Origin of the sequence: Novosphingobium guangzhouense (assembly GCF_002896965.1) — a bacterium.
GTDB classification, from domain to species: Bacteria; Pseudomonadota; Alphaproteobacteria; order Sphingomonadales; family Sphingomonadaceae; genus Novosphingobium; species Novosphingobium guangzhouense.
On record NZ_LYMM01000023.1, the window covers coordinates 91,504 to 112,494 of the forward strand.

The 20,991-nt window shown below is 60.1% G+C and carries 22 protein-coding genes; 15 read left to right on the forward strand and 7 right to left on the reverse strand.

Annotated elements, in window-relative coordinates:
• Positions 1 to 2: 2 nt before the first annotated feature.
• From A8V01_RS06600 to A8V01_RS06610, 3 genes are read right to left on the reverse strand one after another with little or no spacing between them, the layout of a single operon-like run.
• Positions 3 to 983 carry a saccharopine dehydrogenase family protein gene (locus A8V01_RS06600; protein ID WP_103095133.1) on the reverse strand — a complete coding sequence of 327 codons (981 nt, stop codon included), beginning with the start codon at positions 981 to 983 and terminating at the stop codon, positions 3 to 5.
• A gap of 1 nt (position 984) precedes the next feature.
• Positions 985 to 1,380 carry a VOC family protein gene (locus A8V01_RS06605; RefSeq protein WP_103095134.1) on the reverse strand — a complete coding sequence of 132 codons (396 nt, stop codon included), beginning with the start codon at positions 1,378 to 1,380 and terminating at the stop codon, positions 985 to 987.
• 15 nt (positions 1,381 to 1,395) lie between these two features.
• Complete coding sequence (locus tag A8V01_RS06610) at positions 1,396 to 2,139, reverse strand: SDR family NAD(P)-dependent oxidoreductase (protein WP_103095135.1); 744 nt, start codon at positions 2,137 to 2,139, stop codon at positions 1,396 to 1,398.
• Positions 2,140 to 2,287: 148 nt separating this feature from the next.
• On the opposite strand from A8V01_RS06610, the gene A8V01_RS06615 reads away from it, so the two are divergent.
• Complete coding sequence (locus A8V01_RS06615; RefSeq protein WP_103095136.1) at positions 2,288 to 3,181, forward strand: AraC family transcriptional regulator; 894 nt, start codon at positions 2,288 to 2,290, stop codon at positions 3,179 to 3,181.
• Positions 3,182 to 3,575: 394 nt separating this feature from the next.
• On the forward strand, positions 3,576 to 6,176 hold the full coding sequence (locus A8V01_RS06620) for a PAS domain-containing protein (protein WP_103095137.1): 2,601 nt from the start codon (positions 3,576 to 3,578) through the stop codon (positions 6,174 to 6,176).
• Positions 6,177 to 6,252: 76 nt separating this feature from the next.
• Here the strand turns inward: A8V01_RS06620 and A8V01_RS06625 are convergent, their stop codons facing one another.
• Positions 6,253 to 7,167 carry an NAD(P)/FAD-dependent oxidoreductase gene (locus tag A8V01_RS06625; protein WP_103095138.1) on the reverse strand — a complete coding sequence of 305 codons (915 nt, stop codon included), beginning with the start codon at positions 7,165 to 7,167 and terminating at the stop codon, positions 6,253 to 6,255.
• A 118-nt stretch (positions 7,168 to 7,285) separates the two neighbouring features.
• On the opposite strand from A8V01_RS06625, the gene A8V01_RS06630 reads away from it, so the two are divergent.
• The 8 genes from A8V01_RS06630 to A8V01_RS28495 all read left to right on the forward strand — a co-directional run bounded on the left by A8V01_RS06630 (position 7,286) and on the right by A8V01_RS28495 (position 15,682).
• Entirely contained in the window at positions 7,286 to 7,474 is a 189-nt protein-coding gene (locus A8V01_RS06630) for a DUF3606 domain-containing protein (RefSeq protein ID WP_103095139.1), read from the forward strand.
• 48 nt (positions 7,475 to 7,522) lie between these two features.
• Positions 7,523 to 8,128, forward strand: a complete 606-nt coding sequence (locus A8V01_RS06635; RefSeq protein WP_103095140.1) for a cysteine hydrolase family protein — start codon at positions 7,523 to 7,525, stop codon at positions 8,126 to 8,128.
• 70 nt (positions 8,129 to 8,198) lie between these two features.
• Positions 8,199 to 8,855 carry a DUF6766 family protein gene (locus A8V01_RS06640; RefSeq protein WP_103095141.1) on the forward strand — a complete coding sequence of 219 codons (657 nt, stop codon included), beginning with the start codon at positions 8,199 to 8,201 and terminating at the stop codon, positions 8,853 to 8,855.
• Positions 8,856 to 8,918: 63 nt separating this feature from the next.
• Positions 8,919 to 9,329: a low affinity iron permease family protein gene (locus A8V01_RS06645; protein WP_103095160.1), complete on the forward strand. Its 411-nt coding sequence runs from the start codon at positions 8,919 to 8,921 to the stop codon at positions 9,327 to 9,329.
• Between the two features lie 94 nt (positions 9,330 to 9,423).
• The gene (ligD, locus tag A8V01_RS06650; protein WP_103095142.1) at positions 9,424 to 11,934 is read left to right on the forward strand and encodes a DNA ligase D; all 2,511 of its coding nucleotides are present in this window, start codon (positions 9,424 to 9,426) and stop codon (positions 11,932 to 11,934) included.
• A 322-nt stretch (positions 11,935 to 12,256) separates the two neighbouring features.
• Positions 12,257 to 13,699 (forward strand): ATPase domain-containing protein, encoded by a 1,443-nt coding sequence (locus A8V01_RS06655; RefSeq protein ID WP_245892354.1) that lies wholly within the window; start codon positions 12,257 to 12,259, stop codon positions 13,697 to 13,699.
• A 37-nt stretch (positions 13,700 to 13,736) separates the two neighbouring features.
• Entirely contained in the window at positions 13,737 to 14,105 is a 369-nt protein-coding gene (locus tag A8V01_RS06660) for a response regulator (RefSeq protein ID WP_103095144.1), read from the forward strand.
• On the forward strand, positions 14,105 to 15,682 hold the full coding sequence (locus A8V01_RS28495) for a PAS domain S-box protein (protein ID WP_170065849.1): 1,578 nt from the start codon (positions 14,105 to 14,107) through the stop codon (positions 15,680 to 15,682). The genes A8V01_RS06660 and A8V01_RS28495 overlap by 1 nt, the downstream gene beginning before the upstream one ends.
• Before the next feature lie 165 nt (positions 15,683 to 15,847).
• Here the strand turns inward: A8V01_RS28495 and A8V01_RS06670 are convergent, their stop codons facing one another.
• From A8V01_RS06670 to A8V01_RS06680, 3 genes are all read right to left on the reverse strand, one after another.
• Entirely contained in the window at positions 15,848 to 16,378 is a 531-nt protein-coding gene (locus A8V01_RS06670; RefSeq protein ID WP_103095161.1) for a hemerythrin domain-containing protein, read from the reverse strand.
• Positions 16,379 to 16,537: 159 nt separating this feature from the next.
• Positions 16,538 to 17,095, reverse strand: a complete 558-nt coding sequence (locus tag A8V01_RS06675; protein ID WP_103095145.1) for a PRC-barrel domain-containing protein — start codon at positions 17,093 to 17,095, stop codon at positions 16,538 to 16,540.
• A gap of 235 nt (positions 17,096 to 17,330) precedes the next feature.
• On the reverse strand, positions 17,331 to 17,510 hold the full coding sequence (locus A8V01_RS06680; protein WP_103095146.1) for a hypothetical protein: 180 nt from the start codon (positions 17,508 to 17,510) through the stop codon (positions 17,331 to 17,333).
• Between the two features lie 280 nt (positions 17,511 to 17,790).
• Here A8V01_RS06680 and gntA point away from each other — a divergent pair, with 280 nt between their 5' ends.
• The 5 genes from gntA (at position 17,791) to A8V01_RS06705 (ending at position 20,958) form a co-directional block, all read left to right on the forward strand.
• Positions 17,791 to 18,465, forward strand: a complete 675-nt coding sequence (gene gntA / locus A8V01_RS06685) for a guanitoxin biosynthesis heme-dependent pre-guanitoxin N-hydroxylase GntA (protein ID WP_103095147.1) — start codon at positions 17,791 to 17,793, stop codon at positions 18,463 to 18,465.
• On the forward strand, positions 18,462 to 19,082 hold the full coding sequence (locus A8V01_RS06690; RefSeq protein WP_103095148.1) for a DUF1989 domain-containing protein: 621 nt from the start codon (positions 18,462 to 18,464) through the stop codon (positions 19,080 to 19,082). The genes gntA and A8V01_RS06690 overlap by 4 nt, the downstream gene beginning before the upstream one ends.
• Positions 19,083 to 19,262: 180 nt before the next feature.
• Positions 19,263 to 19,571 carry a hypothetical protein gene (locus A8V01_RS06695; RefSeq protein WP_103095149.1) on the forward strand — a complete coding sequence of 103 codons (309 nt, stop codon included), beginning with the start codon at positions 19,263 to 19,265 and terminating at the stop codon, positions 19,569 to 19,571.
• Positions 19,572 to 19,685: 114 nt separating this feature from the next.
• Positions 19,686 to 19,976: a hypothetical protein gene (locus tag A8V01_RS06700; RefSeq protein ID WP_245892355.1), complete on the forward strand. Its 291-nt coding sequence runs from the start codon at positions 19,686 to 19,688 to the stop codon at positions 19,974 to 19,976.
• Positions 19,977 to 20,253: 277 nt separating this feature from the next.
• A complete protein-coding gene (locus A8V01_RS06705; protein ID WP_245892356.1) occupies positions 20,254 to 20,958 on the forward strand; it encodes a murein L,D-transpeptidase catalytic domain family protein in 705 nt (234 codons plus the stop codon).
• Positions 20,959 to 20,991 lie beyond the last annotated feature (33 nt).

Genomic DNA, 20,991 nt, shown 5'->3' on the forward strand with positions numbered 1-20,991 from the left:
GCTCAAAGATCGATGATGCGCGTGTCGGCGATCGTCTCTGCGAAACCGTCACCGAACAGACCCGCCGGGGTCTGAAAGCCCCGACGAACCTCGCCCTCAATCACACGCCGCGCCGCCTCCGCAGCAGCGATGGTGGTGAATGTGTAGCCGTTCACGGTGTCGAGGACCGAGCGGACCACTATGCCATCTTGGCCGGTCACTTCGACGGCAGCGTGGTAACGATTGGCTTCGCGCTGTTCGATCGTTGGGCCATCCGGCATGGTCGCGAGATCGCCTTCAGGGAAGGCTCCATCCGTCACATGCACGTAAGTGTCGATGTTCGGAATGTCCGTCGCACGCCAGATCGTGATGAGATCGGGGAGTGTCACCGGAAACGCCGTAGCGGGGCCGCTGCCGAAATCGAAGGCGCGAAGTGCGTCGGCGCTGCGAGAAACCAGCGTACCATCCAGACGATGCAGCGTTTCTGTCGTCACATTCTCGCTGGCGCTGATGGCCGAGCCACGCGAGAAGCCGCCCGTGACGTGAAGCGCAATGCTCAGGCTGACGGGCTTTTCCACGCGCTTGGCGGCGTGTCCGGCAAGCGATCCCAGCATGGCGACGCTTCCGCCGCTGCCCGGTAAGAGCATGACGCCTGCTGCCTGTGCCTCGCTGTCCAGCATCTCTGCAAGGCGGTAGCTGTCCAGTTCTGCCGCGATGTCCAGATAGTGGACCCCGCCCGCTATACAGGCGCGCATCAGCGGCTTCGCAGTACGCATGAATGGCCCGGCGCAGTTCAGCAGCACGGCGACATCCTCCAGCGAGGTTGCAGCATCGTCGACAAGGAACAGCCGGTATTCGACACCGAGCTCGTCAGCCAGCGGAGCGAGCTTCACCTCGTCCTGCGGCCTTCCGGCGATGACGAAATCCAAGCCATGGGCCTTGGCGTTGGTTGCGGCCATGCGTCCGGTGTAACCGGCCGCGCCGTAGATCATCAGTTTGGTCATGTCAGTGCTGCCAACTCTTGTATGTAAATTCGAGGCTGTACCCGTCCGGGTCGAGCACGTTTGCGGCGTAATATCGCGGATCGTAGTGAAGCCGCACGCCGGGGGCGCCATTGTCGGTCGCGCCTGCCGCGATGGCGGCGGCGAATGCGGCATCCACCGCAGCCTGCGAGTCCGCGATGAACCCGACTTGCGCTGCCCGGCCTTCGACTGTGCCCGGTCGCAACCAGAAGAAGATACGGTTGTTCTTGCCGAAGCCCTTGAGGTCAGGATGCCCCGGAGGGCCATCTTTGCCATCGTAATCGACACGCTGGGTGATCCCCAGCGGCGTCAGGGCTGCGGCGTAGAAGTCGATTGAGCGATCGAGATCGCTGACTGACAGGAAGACATGATCGAGCATGGTGTTCTCCAGGGTTCAGATGATGTAACCGCCCGCGACCTCGATCGACTGCGCGTTGATCCAGCGGCTTTCGTCGGACAGCAGCCCGGCGATCGCGCCGCCGACGTCGTCCGGCTCGCCCACGCGGCCAAGCGCGGTCTGCCCGGCCAGCATGGCCTCGAACTCGTCATTCAGCCCACCGCCCAGTTCAGTGCGGATCGCACCGGGGGCGACCGAGTTAGCACGGATACCCCGGTCACCGAATTCCTTGGCCATGTAGCGGGTCAGAACCTGCAGACCGCCCTTGAAGCTGGCATAAGGCGCGACACCAGCGGTGGCCACGCGGGTCGTGGCGCTGGCGACGTTCACGATGTGGCCGCCATCGGCCATGATCGGCAGCAGCGCCTGAGTCAGGAAGAACGGTCCCTTGAGGTGGACGGCAAACAGGCCGTCGAACTCGGCTTCGGTCACGGTCGCGATCGGATTGAACACCCCGTAGCCGGCATTGTTGACCAGACCGTCGAAGTCACTGCGGTCCCAGTTGGCCTTGAGCGCCGCGCTCACGGCATCTCGAAATGCAGGGAATGCCGAGGTATCGGCCACGTCCAGCTTGAGCGCGACGGCCTTGCCGCCATCGGCTTCGATCTGCGCGACGACGGCGTCCGCCGAGGCCGGGTTGCTGTTGTAGGTCAGGATGACGCCCATGCCGTTTTTCGCGCAAAGGCGGGCTGCGCTGGCGCCGATGCCCCGGCTACCGCCCGTAATGATGACGATCTTCATGTGAAACTCCTCGTGCTGCTGAAGCATGCGGTTGACGTGCTTTCTGGTAGGTCAGGGCCGAGGGCGGCGCTCACTCGATCCTCTTCAATCCATGCCTATTTCTGCTTTTAGCTTGGCTGAGGCATCTATCAGTGGGATAATCACGGCCATGTTTGAGACCCTTAACGAACTGCGCCGTCTGGCCGCCCATGCCGAGAACCGCCGCACCGACACGGGCATCCCGCGCGTTGCGATGGTGCAGGGAGAAATCCCGGAACATCAGCTTGCCGCCGTCTATGACCCCATGGTCAACCTGATTCTCACGGGATCGAAGACGATGACCGTGGGGGAGCGAACCCTACGCTATGATCCCGCCACCTACTTCGTGATGTCGGTCGATCTTCCTGCAGTCGGCTCGGTTCATCCTGCCGATACCGGCGAGCCGTATCTGGCTGTCAGCCTGACGCTGGAGCCGGCGATCGTCGCGAATCTGCTGGCCGACCTGCCCAAACCTGCCGGGGGCGATTTGTACAGTCCGGGCTTCTCTATCGCGCCCGTGACCGATGAGCTGCTCGATGCCTGGGTACGGATGCTCCGGCTGATGGAGCGACCCGGCGACATCCCGGCGCTCGCCCCTGCTTATGAACGCGAGATACTCTACCGTGTGCTGCAGGGGCCGCAGGGCTGGATGCTGCGCGATATTGCGGCGCCCGGCACCGCGCTATCGCGCATTGGCGTCGCCATCCAGTGGATTCGACAGAACTTCACCAGTCCGCTCAGGATCGAGACCCTCGCTGCGATGGCTGCCCTCAGCGTGTCGGCCTTCCACCGCCACTTCAAGGCAGTGACGGCGCTCAGCCCACTCCAGTACCAGAAGCGCATCCGCCTGCTTCATGCCCGCTCGCTGCTGATCGCCGGTGAAGGCAATGCGACTTCGGTGGCGTTCGGTGTTGGATATGAAAGCGCCACCCAGTTCAGCCGCGAATATTCACGTTATTTCGGCCTGCCGCCATCGAAGGACGCATTGCAGATCGTGCGCAACATCCATCCTTCAACGGCATAGAACGCTATGACATAGTCCGTCGGGTATCACCTAGCCATTAGCAAGGGACCGAACCGCACCCCTTCCGTGAACGCTGTTGCGATACGTCTACCAATTTCGTCAACCTGGCAGAATGCTCAAACTTGGCTACGAAAAGGCGGCAATGTCGGCCGAGAACCCGTCGTGCTGCCACGCGCCCATTCAAGTCGTTCAAGTGGAAAAATGACAGGCCCATTAGCGGTTAGTCCGCTTATCACCGGGCTCAGACAAAACTGCCGGTCACGTGGCAGGATGCGACAGGCCGCGCCTTTCGCCGGGCGGAGTAAGAACGCCTGCAGCAACGCCCCAGCTAACCTCGCCAGCCTGACCGCCGTCCAACCGCCTTGCAGGTTTTCAGTGCCATCCGCGTGGGAGGATGATAGTCACCCCGCATGAGTTCAAAAGTGACGGAAATCCCAGGCAATTCAACGGCCGAGGTCTGGTCGAAGCTGATCGTGTGGCTTCACTAGGGAGCTATGGAATTCTCGATACCCCGCAGGAAGCCGACTTCGACGATATCGTCAGGCTAGCGGCGGAGACCTTCACAGCGCCGATCTCCGTCGTCAATTTGGTGGCGAGTGATCGCCAGTGGTTCAAGGCAGAAGTTGGCATAGGCGTAGGCGAGCTGCCTCTCGATGTATCGATCTGCGCTCACGCCATCCTGCAAAATGATTTTCTTGTCGTGTCTGACACCCGTGAGGATGCTCGTTTCGCCTGCAATCCGTTGGTAACGGCGGAGGGTGGCCTGCGCTTTTATGCGGGCGCAATCCTGCGGGACAAGGCCGGGTTGCCGATCGGCACGATCTGCGTGCTGGACCGTGCGCCGCGCCCTGACGGTATCACTTCCTATCAACGCCACGTGCTTGAGGTGCTGGCGCGGCAGGTCATGGCCCAGCTGGAACTTCGTAAGGCCCTTCAGGCCCAAGCCTCACGCGCTGAGGAATTGCGGGTAGAGGTGGAACAGCGTGCGAGAGTTGAAAAGGCGCTGAGAGCCATTCGGGAACGTTACCGCCTAGTGAGCCGGGCGACAAATGATGCCATCTGGGATTGGGATTTTACCACCGATCACGTCACATGGAACCAGGCTTTGGAAGCGGCGCATGGCCATAGGCTCGCCGATATAGAGCTGACGGGAGAGTGGTGGATCGCACATATCCATCCTGACGACCGCGATCGTGTCCATCACAGCATTCATGGCGCCATCGATGGTGATGCGGAAAGCTGGTCGGATGAGTATCGTTTCTGCCGCTTCGATGGCAGCTACGCAGCTATTCTCGACCGTGGACACATTATCCGCGACCAGGAAGGCAAAGCTGTCCGGATGATCGGCGCCATGCTCGATCTGACAGAACAGCAGCGCACCCGCGCCGAGCTGATGTTAAACGAGGAGCGGCTGCGGCTCGCCACGCAGGCCGCTGAGGTAGGTTTCTGGGACGTGGATGTCGTGCATGACATTCTCATCTGGCCGCCAATCGTCAAAGCCATGTTCGGCATTTCGCCCGACGTGCCGGTCTCCATGGCAGACTATTATAGCGGCCTTCATCCCGATGATCGGGAAGCCACTTTCGAAGCTTACGCCGCAGCTGCCGATCCTGCCAGACGTGCTATCTATGATGTTGAATATCGCACTATCGGGAAGGAAGACCAGATAGAGCGCTGGGTAGCCGCGAAAGGGCGGGGCGTTTTCGACGAAAGCGGCCAATGTCTGCGCGTCATCGGCACCGCCATCGATGTTACGGAGCGCAAGCGCGCGGAGGTGCGGGTTCTGGAGCTGAACGAACATCTGGAACGACGCGTGGCTCAGGCGATTTCCGAGCGGGAACAGGTCGAGGAAGCGCTGCGGCAATCTCAAAAGATGGAGGCGGTCGGCCAACTGACCGGCGGGATCGCGCACGACTTCAATAACATGCTGGCCGTCATCGTTGGGTCACTGGATCTCCTGAATCGCCGTCTTGGTGATGAGGATGCGCGCGCAAAGCGCTACGTCGACGCAGCACTGGAAGGCGCAGGACGTGCCGCCACCCTGACCCAGCGGCTCTTGGCTTTCTCACGCCAGCAGCCTCTCAATCCGGAGGTTTTGGACGCGAACAAGCTTGTACCTGGTATGTCCGAACTGCTCATCCATTCTCTGGGAACTGACGTGCGGTTGGAGACGGTGCTCGCCGCAGGGCTGTGGCGCACACACGCGGATCGCAACCAACTGGAAAATGTCGTTCTCAATCTCGCCGTGAACGCGCGAGATGCGATGCCGGAGGGTGGACGACTGACGATCGAAACCCAAAACGTCCACTTCGACGACCGCTATGCTGCCGCGCATCTTGGCGTTCCGCCAGGGCATTATGTCCTGATTGCCATTTCCGATACCGGCTGCGGGATGCCGCCTGAGATCATTGCCAAAGCCTTCGACCCGTTCTTCACGACCAAACAGGTTGGTAAGGGCACAGGGCTCGGACTCAGTCAGGTTTATGGGTTCGTCAAGCAGTCGGGTGGCCACGTCAAAATCTATTCGGAGTTGGGACAAGGAACGACCGTCAAGATCTATCTCCCCCGCTTTATCGGCGACGAGATCGAGGCCGAACAGCTTTCAAACGGCGACTTGCCATTGGGTGAGGAACAGGAGATCATCCTGGTAGTCGAGGACGAACCGGCGGTGCGCCAATTCAGCGTCGATGCGTTGACCGATCTTGGCTATCAGGTGCTCGAAGCGGACGGCGCTGTGGCAGCACTACAGCTAATTGACGCCCATCCGGAAATCGCGCTGCTCTTTACAGACATTGTGATGCCGGACATCAACGGCCGTAAATTGGCGGACGAAGCCCAACGCCGGCGACCCGAACTCAAGGTTCTTTACACGTCTGGCTACACGCGCAACGCGGTCGTGCATAATGGCGTTATCGACCCGGGTCTGGAACTGATCGGCAAGCCTTTTACCATCGAACAACTCGCCACGAAGGTGAGGAACGTTCTGAAATCCTGATTGCGGTGACATCTGCGCGGGTGCCGCCGCCCAGACCCGGTATTCGTAAGTGGGAGCGGCCCGCTGTAACGGCGGGCTAGCGCAATAAGATGCCTCGCTCGGCGAGGTCGTTGCGGATCGTAACGGCGGCGACCCCGGCTTCGCCCATCGCATGGCTGATCTGATCGAGACCTCTGGCAACATCTCCCGCCGCGTAAAGGCCGGGAAGGGAAGTGCGCTGATGGTCGTCCACGATGAGACACCCATCGTCAGTGCCTTCGGCGCCAATCGCCGTCGCCAGTTCGGACCGGATAACAGAACCGAGCGCCGGGTAGACGCTATCGAATTTGAGCTCGCCGCGCGGCGTCGGCACGACAATCTGCGCATCTTCCAACCGCAGTGGCGCGCAGGGGCCATCGATCAGGACGGCACCAGCCACAGCGAGCCGACGCTTTTCGTCATCTGAAAGGTCGTGCTCTCCATCGGTAGCGATGAGTGTCACATCGCGCGTATACATCCGCAGGAAGATTGCTTCCTTGAAGCCGTGGGAGCGGGTACCCAAAACACCGATTCGCTTGTCAGTGACCTCGTACCCGTCACATATGGGGCAGTACCGAAGTAGTCCGCGGCGCAACGCCGCATCGTGGATGTCCGGTGCGATCTGAGGCCGATTGTTGATTACGCCGGTGCAGAGCAGGACAGTGCGCGCAGACCATTCACGGCCCTGTGCACGAGCAACAAAACCCTCTTCGGTCCTCTCCAGTCCCTCAATCAAACCTTCCGTCACGACTGCCCCAAAGTCGGCAGCCTGCGCCCGCATCAACCCGAGAAGTTCGGTGCCAGCTATCCCACCCGGGAAACCGGCATGATTATGCGTGCGTGGGATCAGCGCCGCCCTGCTATGCCCCGCATCGACAACCGCGATCGAGAAGTGAAATCGTGCAAGATAGATGGCGGCCGTCAGACCTGCGGGCCCTGCGCCGATGACAAGGCAGTCGAGCGGCTGTTTCATTGGATGGGCAAACGACGATGCGGCATGCCGGTTCCATGCTCCTCAAGACAACCTCGCTGGAACTCACGGCTTTGGCACGGGTTGCAAATTCAGACAGCTGCGAAAGAGGAAATGCATCATGGCAGATGATAAATCACAGCGCGGCGGCGCTGATCGCCGCACGGTCGCTGGCGGCGAGGGCTATGAGGTCGACTATTTTGCTCGAAAGCACGGTCTTACTGTCGAGCAGGCGCAGGATCTCATCGACCGATTTGGCAATGATCGCGCGGCGCTGGACGCTCAGGCACAAAAGCTCACCAAGGAGTGAGCGAAATGGGGTCGTCCAGCGCCGACCCCGAATTCATGGCAGGTTTCTATGGATTCTCAGGACAAGCAGCCCGCAGCCACTTCGCCGAGATCTGGTGATGGCCCGGCCTTGCTGATCCTGGATATGGTCAACTGCTTTGATTTTGAGGGGGCCGAGGCTCTGGAGCCCCGGGCTCTCGAAGCGGCACGGCGAATAGATCGCCTACGCCAGGAGTTTCGCGCGCACGGTTGGCCAGTCGTGTACGTGAACGATAATTTTGGCGAATGGCATTCAGAAGCTTCCAAGCTCGTAAGGCGCGCGCTCGAAAAGGATAATCCGGTCACAGAGATGGTGAGGCCGGAGCACGACGACTTCTTCATCATCAAGCCGCAATTTTCCGGTTTCTACGCCACGAACCTGCCGGTGCTGCTACCGCAGCTGGGCGTCAGCAAACTGGTGCTGAGCGGAATCGCTACCGATATCTGCGTGCTGTTCACCGCAGCGGATGCCCATATGCGCGAATACGACCTATGGGTGCCTGAAGATGCCGTGGCTGCCGAGAGCGATGAACGAGGCCGATGGGCCCTGGAGATCATGGCACAGAGCATGGGAGCCGAGACGGCGGCCACGTCGCAGAAATCCCTCGGGGAATGGCTAGCTGCTTGCACGCAATAGCTGAAATGCTTTCGAACCCAAATGTTTCCCGCGCGTTTCCATCCAAAGCAAATCGGCGAGAGGCATCGGCATGCGACTGCTTAAAAATAATGGGCTTACGATTGCCCTTCTGGCACTTTTTGTCGTTTGCATTGCCGGGCAATATATCTCGGGATGGTATGTCGAATTGGAAGATGCCCGGCGCCATGCCGAGCCCGGTCTGACGCTCCTGGCCTATGCCGTAAGCCCGCAATTCCTATCCTCGGTGTTCGAGAATTGGGAAAGCGAGTTCCTGCAAATGGCGGCTTACGTCGTGCTTACCGCTTTCCTGATCCAGCGCGGATCGGCAGAATCGAAGGACCCGGATGCGCCTCCCCGCGACAATGATCTGGACCAGAAAGCCCAAGAACACGGCTCACCATCGATCTTGCGCAAAGGTCCGCTTTGGCGCGCGATATACGCTCGCTCTCTTGGCCTGGCATTGATCCTGCTGTTTGTCGCGTCGTTCACGATGCATTGGATCAACAGCGCGCATGCTTCGGCGCAAGAAGCCCTAGAACATGGGGAAACACCCAAGACCGTGCTTGCCTATCTTGGCGATGCGCAGCTGTGGTTTGAATCGTTCCAGAACTGGCAGAGCGAATTCCTTTCGACGGCCGTACTGGTAGTCCTTTCCATATTCCTGCGCCAGCGCGAGTCTCCCGAATCAAAGCCGGTAGCAGCGCCCAACTCGCAGACTGGAGATTGAAAGAACTGAAATGACGTCGGGGGCAACCGATGACAGCAGATACGAAGAGAACGGAGCCCCATGATGGATAGAATTTTCACCGGCATTGCAACAAAGTGTGCGCAGTTGATGGGTCAGCCTTTGGCCTTCATCATTTCCGCTTTGTTCATTGTCGTGTGGGCAGTGAGCGGCCCCTTCATGCACTACTCCGATACCTGGCAGCTGATCGTCAACACCGCGACCACGGTCCTGACATTCCTTGCGGTCTTCCTGATTCAGAACAGCCAGAATCGTGACGGCGCGGCCATGCAGGCAAAGCTCGACGAGATTATCAGGGCGCTGGACAAGGCACGCGTGGAGTTCGTCGGCATCGAGCATCTGACGGATGCCCAAATCGCGCGTATTCGCGAAGCGCTCGAAGCCGACATCAAGGATGAAGACAACAAGCAGAAGACTGCAGCGCCCAGCGTGGAACGGCTGCTCGCTCGATATTGATGTGAGTTTCCCGGGCAACGACGCTTCCGATACGTGCAGGAAGGGAACGCGGCGCCATTTTCGGGATTTGAGAAGGTTCTCGATCGGAGCGCATATGGCACGGGCGACAAAGGCGAAAGCAACTTCGGCAGAAGAACGGCTCGCGAAATATCGCGAGAAGCGGGATTTCGCGCGTACTGCCGAACCCTCCGGTGCCTCCGAGCCGACGCCGGGTAATGGCTTCGTTGTCCAGAAGCATGCCGCGACCCGCCTGCATTATGACTTCCGCCTCGAGCTCGATGGCACGCTGGTCAGCTGGGCGGTGACCCGAGGGCCAAGCGCCAACCCCGAAGACAAACGCCTGGCAGTCCGCACCGAAGACCACCCCCTCGACTATGCCCGTTTCGAGGGGACTATCCCGAAGGGGGAGTATGGCGGCGGCACCGTGATGCTTTGGGACAATGGCACCTGGGAGCCGGTCCCGGGCAAGGATCCCACCCAAACCCTTGCCGAAGGGCATCTGCATTTCACCCTCCATGGCCGACGCATGAAGGGCGAGTGGATCATGTTCCGCCTCAAGCCCCGGGGAAAAGAGAAGGGCGAAAACTGGATCCTGCGGAAAGTCGACGACGAGTTTGCCGGTGGCTCGGATGACCTTATCGGCATCCATCTCACGAGTGTCGACAGCGGACGGACGATGGAAGAAATCGCCGCAGGCAAGCCGGTCCGGAAACAGAGCGGCGAGGCCACAGGCCCGGCCGCGAAGCGCAAATCATCGCCCCCCACGGCCGGTGGGGGCAAGAACAAAGGCAAACTCCCGCCATTCCAGCCTGTCCAGCTTGCTGCTCTGGTCGATCACGTGCCACCCGGCGATCGCTGGCTGCATGAGTTGAAGTATGACGGCTATCGAACGCTCATTGCCGTTGGCGGCGGTGAAGGGCGGGCCTATACCCGGTCAGGTCTGGACTGGTCGGATCGTTTCGCAGGCCTTATCACAGAGGCTGCTCAGCTTGACGTTGAAAGCGCGCTGATCGACGGCGAGGCGGTGGTGACGCTGCCCGATGGCCGGACCAGCTTTCAGGCTCTGCAAGCCGCGCTGAAGGACAACCCTGAGGCCATCGATTATTTCGCGTTCGACCTGCTGGAAATGAACGGTGAGGATCTCACCAGCTTACCGCTGATTGAGCGTAAGGAGAGGCTGGCGAGCATTCTTGAGGGCCAAAAAGGTCGGCTGCGCTATTCAGATCATATCGTCGGCAACGGTGAAAAGCTGCTGACCAGTTTTTGCGAGGCAGGGCTGGAAGGCGTCATATCGAAACGCGTCGACGCTCGATATAGCGGCTCGCGGAGCGGAAGCTGGGTCAAGACCAAGTGCATACGCCGCCAGGAGTTCGTTATCGTAGGCTGGACGCCTTCTGACAAGCAGCGCGGGTTCCGCTCGCTTCTCTTGGGCGTAAACGAGGATGGGAAGCTGCGATACGCCGGCAAGGTCGGCGCGGGATTTACGGGCGACGAGATAGAGCGCCTTCTGGAAATCATGGCGCCCCTCGTGCGCAAGGAGGCAACGGTTCAGGCTCCGCGGTCTGCTGTGCGCGGCGCCCACTGGATCGAGGCGAAGCTGGTTGCCGAGATTGCGTACCTCGAGTTCACCGATGAGGGGGTGCTGCGCCATCCCAGCTACCTTGGGCTTCGAGAAGATAAGAAGCCCGAAGCGGTGGTGATCGAGAAGGAGGCCCCGGTGACGGCTGCCACGGCTTCGCCCGCGAGCACGGTGAAAGTGAGCAACCGGGACAGAGTGATCTTCCCGGAGGGCAAGCTCACCAAGGGCCAGCTGGCAGACTATTACGAATTGGTTGCACCCATCATGCTCCCCTGGGCAGGAAGCCGGCCCGTCAGTCTCGTTCGCTGTCCGCAAGGCCGGGCGAAGAAGTGCTTCTTTCAGAAGCATGATGCAGGCAGCTTCGGCGATGACGTCAAACACATCGGCATTCGCGAAAAGGACGGGCATGAAGAGGCCTATCTCTTCGTCGACACTCCGGCAGGTCTGCTGACCTGTGTGCAGATGGGCACGATCGAGTTCCATGGCTGGGGCGCGCGGATCGAGGACGTCGAAAAGGCCGACAGGCTGGTTTTTGATCTCGACCCCGATGAAGGACTTGGGTTCAAGGATGTCGTCTCGGCCGCTTTCCATGTGCGCGATCTCCTCGCCCAGATGGGGCTTACCACTTTTCCGATGGTCACCGGCGGAAAGGGGGTCCATGTTATCGCCCCGCTCACCCCATCGGCCGAATGGCCGCAGGTGAAGGATTTTGCTCATCGGTTCGCTCAAGCCCTGGAGCAGGCAGAACCCGATCTCTATACCGCCGCGTTGTCCAAGGCCCGGCGGACAGGGCGCATATTCGTCGACTACCTGCGCAACCAGCGCGGTGCGACCGCTGTGATGCCCTACAGTGCCCGCAATCGCGAGTTTGCGCCCATCGCCGTTCCTCTGACGTGGGATGAACTGCACGATCTTGACGCGCCTTCGCACTGGCATATCGGTGACGGCGCCGAAATGCTGAAGCGCGCTTCGTCGAAGAACCTCGCCCACTGGGGACGTGCCGACCAGTTGTTGCCCGATCTGTAGCAAGCGCCAAAGCTCAAGCTCAATCCAAAAGAAAAAGGCCGGCAGAGCCGGCCTTGGAGTCTGGGAGAGGATGCCTGAAAGGCAAAGCCATACTGCATGCGCGAACAAATTTGTGCAATTGCGAAATCGACGTTTGGGGTATTGATCGCTCTGCACACTCAAAATCTCTCCAACGAACGATGACGCGACCCATCAGTCGAACGGGGAAGCTTCTGCCAGCGATGTGACGGCAAAAAAGTCCTGCGCCCATCCTGACGGTGGCTTTATGGGCTGCTATCAGCACCCATGGCCTCATGGCCACTTCGTGCTGATGAGGTTATTCGTGACGCAGACCCTTCCCCGCTTTTCAACCGGGATCCCTGGCCTAGACACCGTTTTTGGCGGCGGCTTCGTCGAAGGGGCCTCCTACATCGTGCAGGGCCAGCCCGGCGCCGGCAAGACGATCCTGGGCAATCAGATTGCGTTCGCGACGGCAGCTGCCGGCAAGAAAGTGCTCTATGTCACGCTCCTTGCCGAAACGCACGATCGGCTGTTCCAGTCGCTTTCGACGCTGAGCTTCTTCGAAAAAGACCGGCTCGGTAGCAACATCGTCTATGTCAGCGTTTTCCAGACCCTCGCCAAAGAGGGTCTTGGCGCTGTCGTCGATTTGCTGCGCAAGGAAACCAAGCGGCAAGGCGCTTCTCTGATCGTTTTCGATGGCCTGCTCAACGCCCGTGACCGCGCCGAGACCGATCTCGACGTGAAGACGTTCGTGGCAGAAGTCCAGAGCCAGGCGGCATTCGTGGGTTGTACGGTCCTCTTTTTGACAAGCGCCGGAGTTCACGACGACAGCCCGGAACACACCATGGTGGACGGCGTCCTGGAATTGCATGACGAACTGGTCGGTGTCCGCACCGTGCGGCGTCTGCGGGCCCGTAAGTCTCGAGGAAGCGCCGCCCTAGGCGGGTATCATCAGTACGAAATTTCCAATGAAGGCATTTCCGTTTTTCCACGTATCGAGGCCGCGCTTCACACTCCGTCCGCCATCGACAAACCAGACCCCAAGCCTTTGCGCTCAGGGATCGAAGGTTTCGATGAAATTACCGGCGGCGGACTTCCGCAAGGCTCTATCACATTGCTCATCGGACCCTCGGGATGCGGTAAAACCTCCTTTGGCTTGAACTTTCTATCGGCCTCCTCGCGTGAGGAACCCGGCCTGCATTTCGGCTTTTACGAATCACCCGAGCGCCTGTTGCTCAAAGCGAGCGCGCTCGGCCTCGACCTCAAGGGGAATGTGGAAAGGGAAGAGGTCGAAATCTTGTGGCAGCCGTTGACGGAAAATCTCATCGACAAGATGGCTTACCGCCTTCTGGATGCTGTTTCGGCACGTGGTGTGAAGCGGCTGTTCATTGATTCTCTGGGCGGGTTCGAGCGCGCAGCCGTTCATCCTCCTCGGCTTGTGGAATTCTTTGCGGCTCTGACGAACGAATTGCGCGCCATGGGCGTTACCGCTGTTGGCACGTGGGAATTGCGTGACCTCTTCGCCTCCGGAGTTGCAGCGCCAGGGCCCGAGATTTCCAGTCTGCTAGATAACCTGATAATGATGCGCCAAGTGGAAATCCGGTCCGAATATAAGCGTGTGCTGTCCGTCTTGAAGATCCGCGACCAATCGTTCCAGGCGGCTCCGCAGGAAGTCTACATTGACGGACACGGCCTTGCGATCCGCGGACAGTTCGAACAAGCCACCGGAATTTCTACCGGTTTGGCAAAGCCCCTCGAAGCGTGACGCTCGTCATGGACAAAAACCCCGGTCGGAGTTCTCCATGAAGATAGTCGTTGCCGAAGACGAGTTCCTGATCGCCGATTTGTTGGTGGTCAGTCTGGAAGATGCCGGCCACGAGGTGCACGACGCGGCACATGGTGTAGACGCGCTGAAGCTTATACGCAGCCTGGCGCCGGATCTGGTCATCACGGACTTCATGATGCCGTTGATGACTGGGCTCGAACTGGCTGAGACCATGAAGGCTGACAGCGTCCTTCAGGGCATCCCCATCATCTTGGTGAGCGGGGCCCAGGGCGCCATAGCGAGGTCTCGTACCGATCTCTTTGACCTGGTGTTCGACAAGCCATATGCAATGGATCGCTTGCTCACTGCTGTTGCAGATTTGGGCGGGAAAAGGGGACAGCCTTAATGGCTGCGGAAGTCGCTACGGGTATGGACGGGGAAGAAGGATCTGAACAGCGACGCGCATTGAGCGCTGCCGATCGGCTTGCAGCCATCATTGAATCTTCCGATGACGCTATCATCGGCAAGACGCTTGATGGCATTATCACGGATTGGAACGCCGGTGCCGAGCGGATATTCGGCTATTCCCCAAGCGAGATTATAGGCGCTTCGATACTCACACTGATCCCCGAGGATCGCAGGTCTGAAGAAGACGAGATCATCGCGCGCCTCAAAACAGGGGAACGGGTCGAGCATTTCGAAACCCTGCGCCGGCGCAAGGACGGGTCGCTGATCCATATTTCCCTCACCGTATCCCCGATCGAAGCGGCTGATGGTCAGGTAATCGGTGCCTCCAAAATCGCTCGTGACATCACCGCGCGCAAACAGACCGAGACATTGCTCACTCAGCAATCCGAGCGTCTGCAGACCCTCTATCGCGTCGCCAACGAAATCTCCCGCGATCTTGATCTTGATCGGATTGTGCAGGCAGTGACCGACATTGGCACGGAGCTGAGCGGTGCGAAATTCGGTGCTTTCTTCTATAACGTCACCAACGCTGCTGGAGAATCCTACCAGCTTTATACGCTTTCCGGCGCAGCCCGGGAGGCGTTCAATTTTGGAATGCCTCGAAACACGGCGGTCTTTGCGCCGACCTTTGCAGGCGAAGGTGTAATCCGCTCCGACGATATCCGGAAAGATCCGCGCTACGGGCGCAGTGCCCCGCACTATGGGATGCCGGCGGGGCACTTCCCTGTCGTCAGCTATCTCGCGGTGCCTGTGACTTCAGTGTCGGGCGAAGTGCTCGGGGGGCTGTTTTTTGCCCATGATGAGCCCGGAAAGTTCACGGTTGATACCGAAAACCTTGTCTCCGCGATTGCAGCCCAGACCGCTGTCGCGATGGATAATGCGCGGCTGCACAAGGCTGCCCAGCAGGAAATCGAGCAGCGAAAGCGTGCGGAGGAAGCGAATGAGCTGCTTCTCCACGAACTGAAACACCGGGTCAAAAATACGCTGGCGACGATCCAGGCGGTGGCCATGCAAACGTTTCGCCAGGCCCCGGGTGCGGAGAAGGAGGCATTCAACGCGCGCCTCTTCGCCCTCTCCGAAGCGCATGATCTGCTCACGCAGCGCGATTGGGAGGCGGTCAACGTCACCCATATCGTAGAACGGGCCGTATCCCCTTTCGCTGCTGAGGCCGATAGGCGGTTCGAAATCACCGGGCCAGACGTGGAAATCTCGGCTGAGCGCGCGCTGCAGCTTGCCATGGTTCTTCATGAACTGGCCACGAACGCAGCGAAATATGGGGCTCTTTCCAACCTGACCGGAACGGTGAAGATTGCTTGGGAGCTTTACGTTAAGGGTAATATCGAATTCCTGAAAATCAGATGGCTCGAGACTGGCGGGCCGAAGGTGGCTTCCCCTGACCGAAAAGGTTTCGGCTCGCGTATGATCTCACGCGCCCTTCGCGGCGAGGGTTGCGGGGCCGAATTCGATTTTCGCCCCGAAGGCTTATACGTCCGACTTAGATTTACTCTTAGCTGACGTGAGCTGGTTGCCACGTGGATGAAAAGGGCGCGTCGCATCGCAACGCACCCTTTTTAGAGAACCGCAGGCCTTACCGGAATGATCTTGTAATCGAAGGCCTACATTCTGGGCACATGGACCCGGTCTTCTCGGTTCGAAGGCGTGGCCTTTCGGTCGCCGATTTTAGGCGACAGGCGCGCCAAGTTCGACTTCCACCGGGCTGAGAGTCCGCGTGGTCGGCGTTGGCAGACCGTCGGCTTCGAACTGGGCTTGTAGTTCGGCCTTTCGCTCGGCCATTTGAGCGCCGAGCGCATCCAAATCCACGTCCGCCGCGCGCGCCTGCGCGAACATACCCTCCTTGGGCATTTCTTCTTCATGGACGTGATGTTTGATCTCCTCGGACAGAACGGTCACCTTGGCTTCCCAAAAATCTTGGCCAGGCTCTCCGGCCAGGATCTGGCTAATCAGCAGCTTGGCACCATCATGCTCGACATGCGCCTCGTCGTACATGTCGTCCTCGATCTTACCCTTGAGGGCAGGATAGAATATTTCTTCCTCGATGATTGTATGAATAATCAACTCGGTGCAAATCTGCTTCGCAAGCGTCGCCTGCTTCGTCGGAGCCTTGGCACTCTCAAATTTCTCGAACAGTTCCTCAACAGTACGGTGGTCAGCCTTGAGCAAAGCGATCGCATCCTGCGCTTTCTTGGTCATGGTTTTTCCTTCGCTGTTATCTTTCGGCAGGTAGCCTGCCTCCCGCGATAACCGGCGATCCAGACTTTCGCTCCTGTTGCGGATCACTCTCAAATGGCTTGGCGGATGACCTACTCCGTACCCGCGGAAGGGCAGGCACTCCCAAACGATGAAAAGCGTTCAGCGACGGTCGCGCGGGGCTATCTCCGCCGGTGCCGCGGGCCAGTCTCCGTCAGTAAGAGGCGGCAGGCTTTCGAACCAATCGCGTGAGCGCCGCAGCTTTAGCTCGTCGCAAGCGAAGTCGATCTGCGTTCGGTCAACGGCACGAAGTTCCTCGCCGATACCGCCGACACCGTTGGCGGCCACCACGACGTAACTAACGCTGCCGTCCTCACAGGTAACGAGCGCTTCGACCGCCTTGCCGATCGGCTCGCCATCGCTGGTCGTCACAGGCATGCCGGCCATGCCTGTCGCGGTGAACAGTGTGGGATAGGCGGAGCGCCGACTTGCTTCGGTGGCTGACCTACCGCTATCCTCGTACGCCCGCTGCTTGCCCAGCCAGCGCCAGATACCGATCAGGTTGACAAGGGTCAGAAAGCCATTGGTAGCCAGTAAATTGGTCTGCTCCGTCGTCAGGCCGACGACCGACCATGCGATTGAGCCTATAGTGAAGACGACGAAGCCCCAGCCTGTGACCCGCGTACCGAGATTGGCTCCGGTCATCATGGCGGCGATCATCGTGGCAGCGGGCGCAATCCAACTGGCGACGTTTTCCAAGCGGCAACTCCTTAGTCGGATAGAACCGAGGAACGCGAAGCGCTGCTCCTGGTGCCTAAGGGAGAAGAGATTTCATCGCGGAGTATGCTGCGATGCGAGGTACGATGTAACCGCAAATTCCCTCGCTTTAGTCGAAGGCGCGGCCTCATGGAGTGGTTCTCGGTAAAGCGTGAAGGCCGGCGGCCGACTGGCCTTTTCACGCCGTCAGCGCCTTGCGGAATGCCCGCTCCAGCTCGTCGTGGGCAAAGGACCTGCGGAGCACCGCACCGGCCGGGTCGCAGGGCATGGCCGCGTCCGGCGTGGCGGTGACGAAGACCGGTATGTCGCTGAGTTCATCGTGGATGCGCGCGGCCGCGGGGCCGGTGCGTTCGTTCAACTTCACGTCGGAGGTGATGAACGCGGGTTGGTCGTACCGGGCGGAAATTACCGCATCGGTTTCATGTTCGACGATATGAAGCTCGTCGTGCCCGCGTCCTCCAGAGCATTCTGTATCAACATGGCGATCAGCGGGCCGTCTCGATAATCAGTACGTGCATGGCATCACCTTTTCATTGCCCTTTCCCAAGCAGCGAACACCACAGGGTCTTCGATCCCGCGACGAGGGGTGGACACCTTTCCGGCCGTCGTTCGTTTACATCCGCAATGGAGAGAAATGCATGATGGCGGACCCCTCGCTCCGGAACCTGGAGGAAGAATTCACAGCGTTCGTTCGCGACCCAGCGTTCCCTTGCGTTGGGGCGAAGTCGGCGCTGGCCAAGGGTTCGCTCAAGGTCGTCGCGGCGCGCGACCTGACCAGCGCCTGGAACGACGTCGTGATCCACCGGGAGCTGCTGCAGTGGAGCCAGGACTATCAGGGCGACCCGGAAGGACTGCGCAGCCTGGCCGTCGTCTTCGAAGGCCCCGACGACCTCACCGAGCGCGCGTTCGAACACGCGATGTGGGAGCGCATTCAGTCCTTCGCGGACAAGGACGCCTGGCTCGGCCAGCCCTACGACGATGCGGTAAGTCCTGATCCGGAGGACCCGCACTTCTCGCTCAGCTTCGGTGGCAGCGCGTTCTTCGTCGTCGGCCTGCACCCCAATGCCTCGCGGCCCGCGCGACGTTTCACGCGCCCGGTGCTGGTGTTCAACCTGCACGAACAGTTCGAGAGATTACGCGCCGAAGGCCGCTACGAGCGCATGCGCGAGCGCATCCTCGACCGTGACCTCGCCATCGCGGGCTCGCTCAATCCGATGCTAGCGCGCCACGGCGAGGCGAGCGAGGCGCGCCAGTACAGCGGCCGCGCGGTCGAGCCGGACTGGGGCTGCCCGTTCAGGGACCCGCGTGTATGAGCGATGCGAAAGTGATTGAGCCCAAAGTGATCGGCCCGCGCAGCGGTGCCGCCTTCCTCCTCGGCGCGGGCGAGATACTCACCGTGACCGACCCGCAGGGCTGCCAGGTCGCCGACCTGCTGGCCTTCGCGGCGCACGACGTGCGCGAAGTCATCTCGAACGGGCGCACGTTCGACTATGAGGAGACCATCAGTCTCACCACCGGCAACCGACTCTGGTCCAACCGCTCGCGGGTGCTGCTGGAGATCGTCGAGGACACCGTCGGCCGACACGACTTCCTGCTGACGCCCTGCAGCGAGGCGACATTCCGGCACTTCTATCCCGACAAGCCGGTCCATCGCGGATGTTTCGGCAACCTCGCCGCAGCGCTCTCGCCCTACGGGATCGAGGAGGACGCAATCCCCACCGCGTTCAACCTTTTCATGAACGTGCCGGTGGAGCAGGATACGGGGCGCATCTCGGTGATCCCGCCCACCAGCGTCGCGGGCGACCTGATCCGCCTGCGCGCGGCCGAGGACTGCGTGATCGGGCTGACCGCCTGCTCGGCCTATGCATCGAACGGCGGGTCGTTCAAGCCGATCCATTACGCCATACAACCGGCGCCGGCCCCGGTTTAGACCGGCAGGCCGGGGCCGGTTTCGCCCTGGCTCAGCGAGATCAGGAACAGCGCGTTGCCGATGCGTGGGTAGATGTCCTCGCCCAGGTGACAGCGAAGGAATCAGCGAGTTCGATTACGGCGTGCCGCGGGAACTATGTCAGTGCCCTTGCGCTCTCAATACCTGTAATGGAGTAGATGCATGTCCACCACCATCAAGGCACTGTTTCCTGGCCGCCGGGAAGTCGAGCTTGCAGTCGAGCACCTCGTTCAGGAATATGGCATAGAACGGACCGACATCTTCATCGAGCCCGCGGGGAGCAAAAACAGCGCTGGCGATCAGCCTGCCGGGGCGGACGTCGCGAGCGGACAAAACCGGGAAACGCCGGAGGGCTCCGGCGCGGCATACGAAGGTCAGCTTGTCGTCTCGGTGGATATGAACGAGGATGAAGGCGATGCGGTCATCCAGGCTTTTCGCGACGCTGGTGCGGTTGAAGTCGCCGGCGGCTAATCTGTCAGCGGGTGTCCTAGACGCTGCATCGTAGGTCCGGCGACCCATTTAGCGCGTCCAGAGCTGCGATTGGGCGTTATTCGATGATCATGCAACAATTTGAGGGACGGTCCGATGCGAACCAGGGAGAAGCTAGCAGACGTAGTCGCGGGTCAGCCGGGGCGGCTGCAGCGTAAGCAGTTCGTTCGGTCGCTGAAGGAAACTGCGGTTCGCGCGGTAGTGACGGCCTCTGTCACCTTCGCCGTAGGCTGGGTTCTCAAGCGGATGTTCGAAAATTCGGTTGCCGATGCGGCGAAGGAGGGTGCGGCTGAGGGCGCTCAGCAAGACGTCGCGGAAGGAAATACCGGCGATCCCAAGCAGGGCCCCTCGCCAGCAGCTGCCGGGACTGAGGAGGCGACAACGTAACAATGCACGCCCGGAGTTTCATAGGTAGGCCGGACATTTGCGCCTCGGCACCACTCGCACCCTGATTGCGAGACCTCTTTCAGGCTTTTGCAATCCGAACGGAGTGTTTGAAAAGTGCAAGAAAGTTCAGCGCGGGAAATTTGTTCCAGAAATTTAGATGGCACCTCAAGCTGCCGACCGCGTATTTACAACGGTTCGGCGCTTAATTGCAAAAGTGCCCCAACAAAAGTCGCCAACGCCTATTTAATCGCAAGCGGACATAGCCATTATCGGAGGCATGGCTGATCTGACCTTCAGAACCGACCGGCGCGCCATGATTATTTCAAGCGCGGGCATTGCTCTTGCGGCCCTTGCCGGGCCGGCCGCCAAGCCACTTTTAGAATCGTCACCGCCGCACCGGCCAACCGCTATTCCAGCTACCCCCCGTAATTCTTCGGGCATGCCGCAGACGACTTTAGATGCCGCTCGCTTTTCGGTGGACCCGGCGCTGCTGCGCCGGGCTCTATCTGCGCTGGAGCAGCACTCAGGTTCGGTCAAGGCGCGAGACCGGATGGCCATTATAGATTTTACTGCGCCATCTTCCGATCCCCGGCTGCACTTCCTCGATGTAGTGAGCGGCAAGGCTTCGCGGTTACTGGTCGCGCATGGTTCGGGCTCCGACCCGGGGCATACCGGGTTCCTCGAGCGGTTCTCCAACGCCTTCGGCTCCAATGCCTCGAGTGAGGGTGCCTTCCTCACGGCCGATTACTATACAGGAAAGCACGGTCGGTCGCAGCGTCTGGTGGGGCTCGACCCGACGAACAACAACGCGCTCAGCCGTGCGATCGTGATCCACAGCGCTTGGTATGCAAACGACGACATGATCCCCTCCCATGGCAAGCTCGGACGCAGTCAGGGATGCTTTGCGGTCGGCGAGAACAAGCTCAGCGACGTGTTCAGCTTCCTGGGCGAAGGACGGATGGTCTTTGCAGCCCGCGCTTAGGGCAAGCGTGAAACCTACGTGATTTCCATAAGT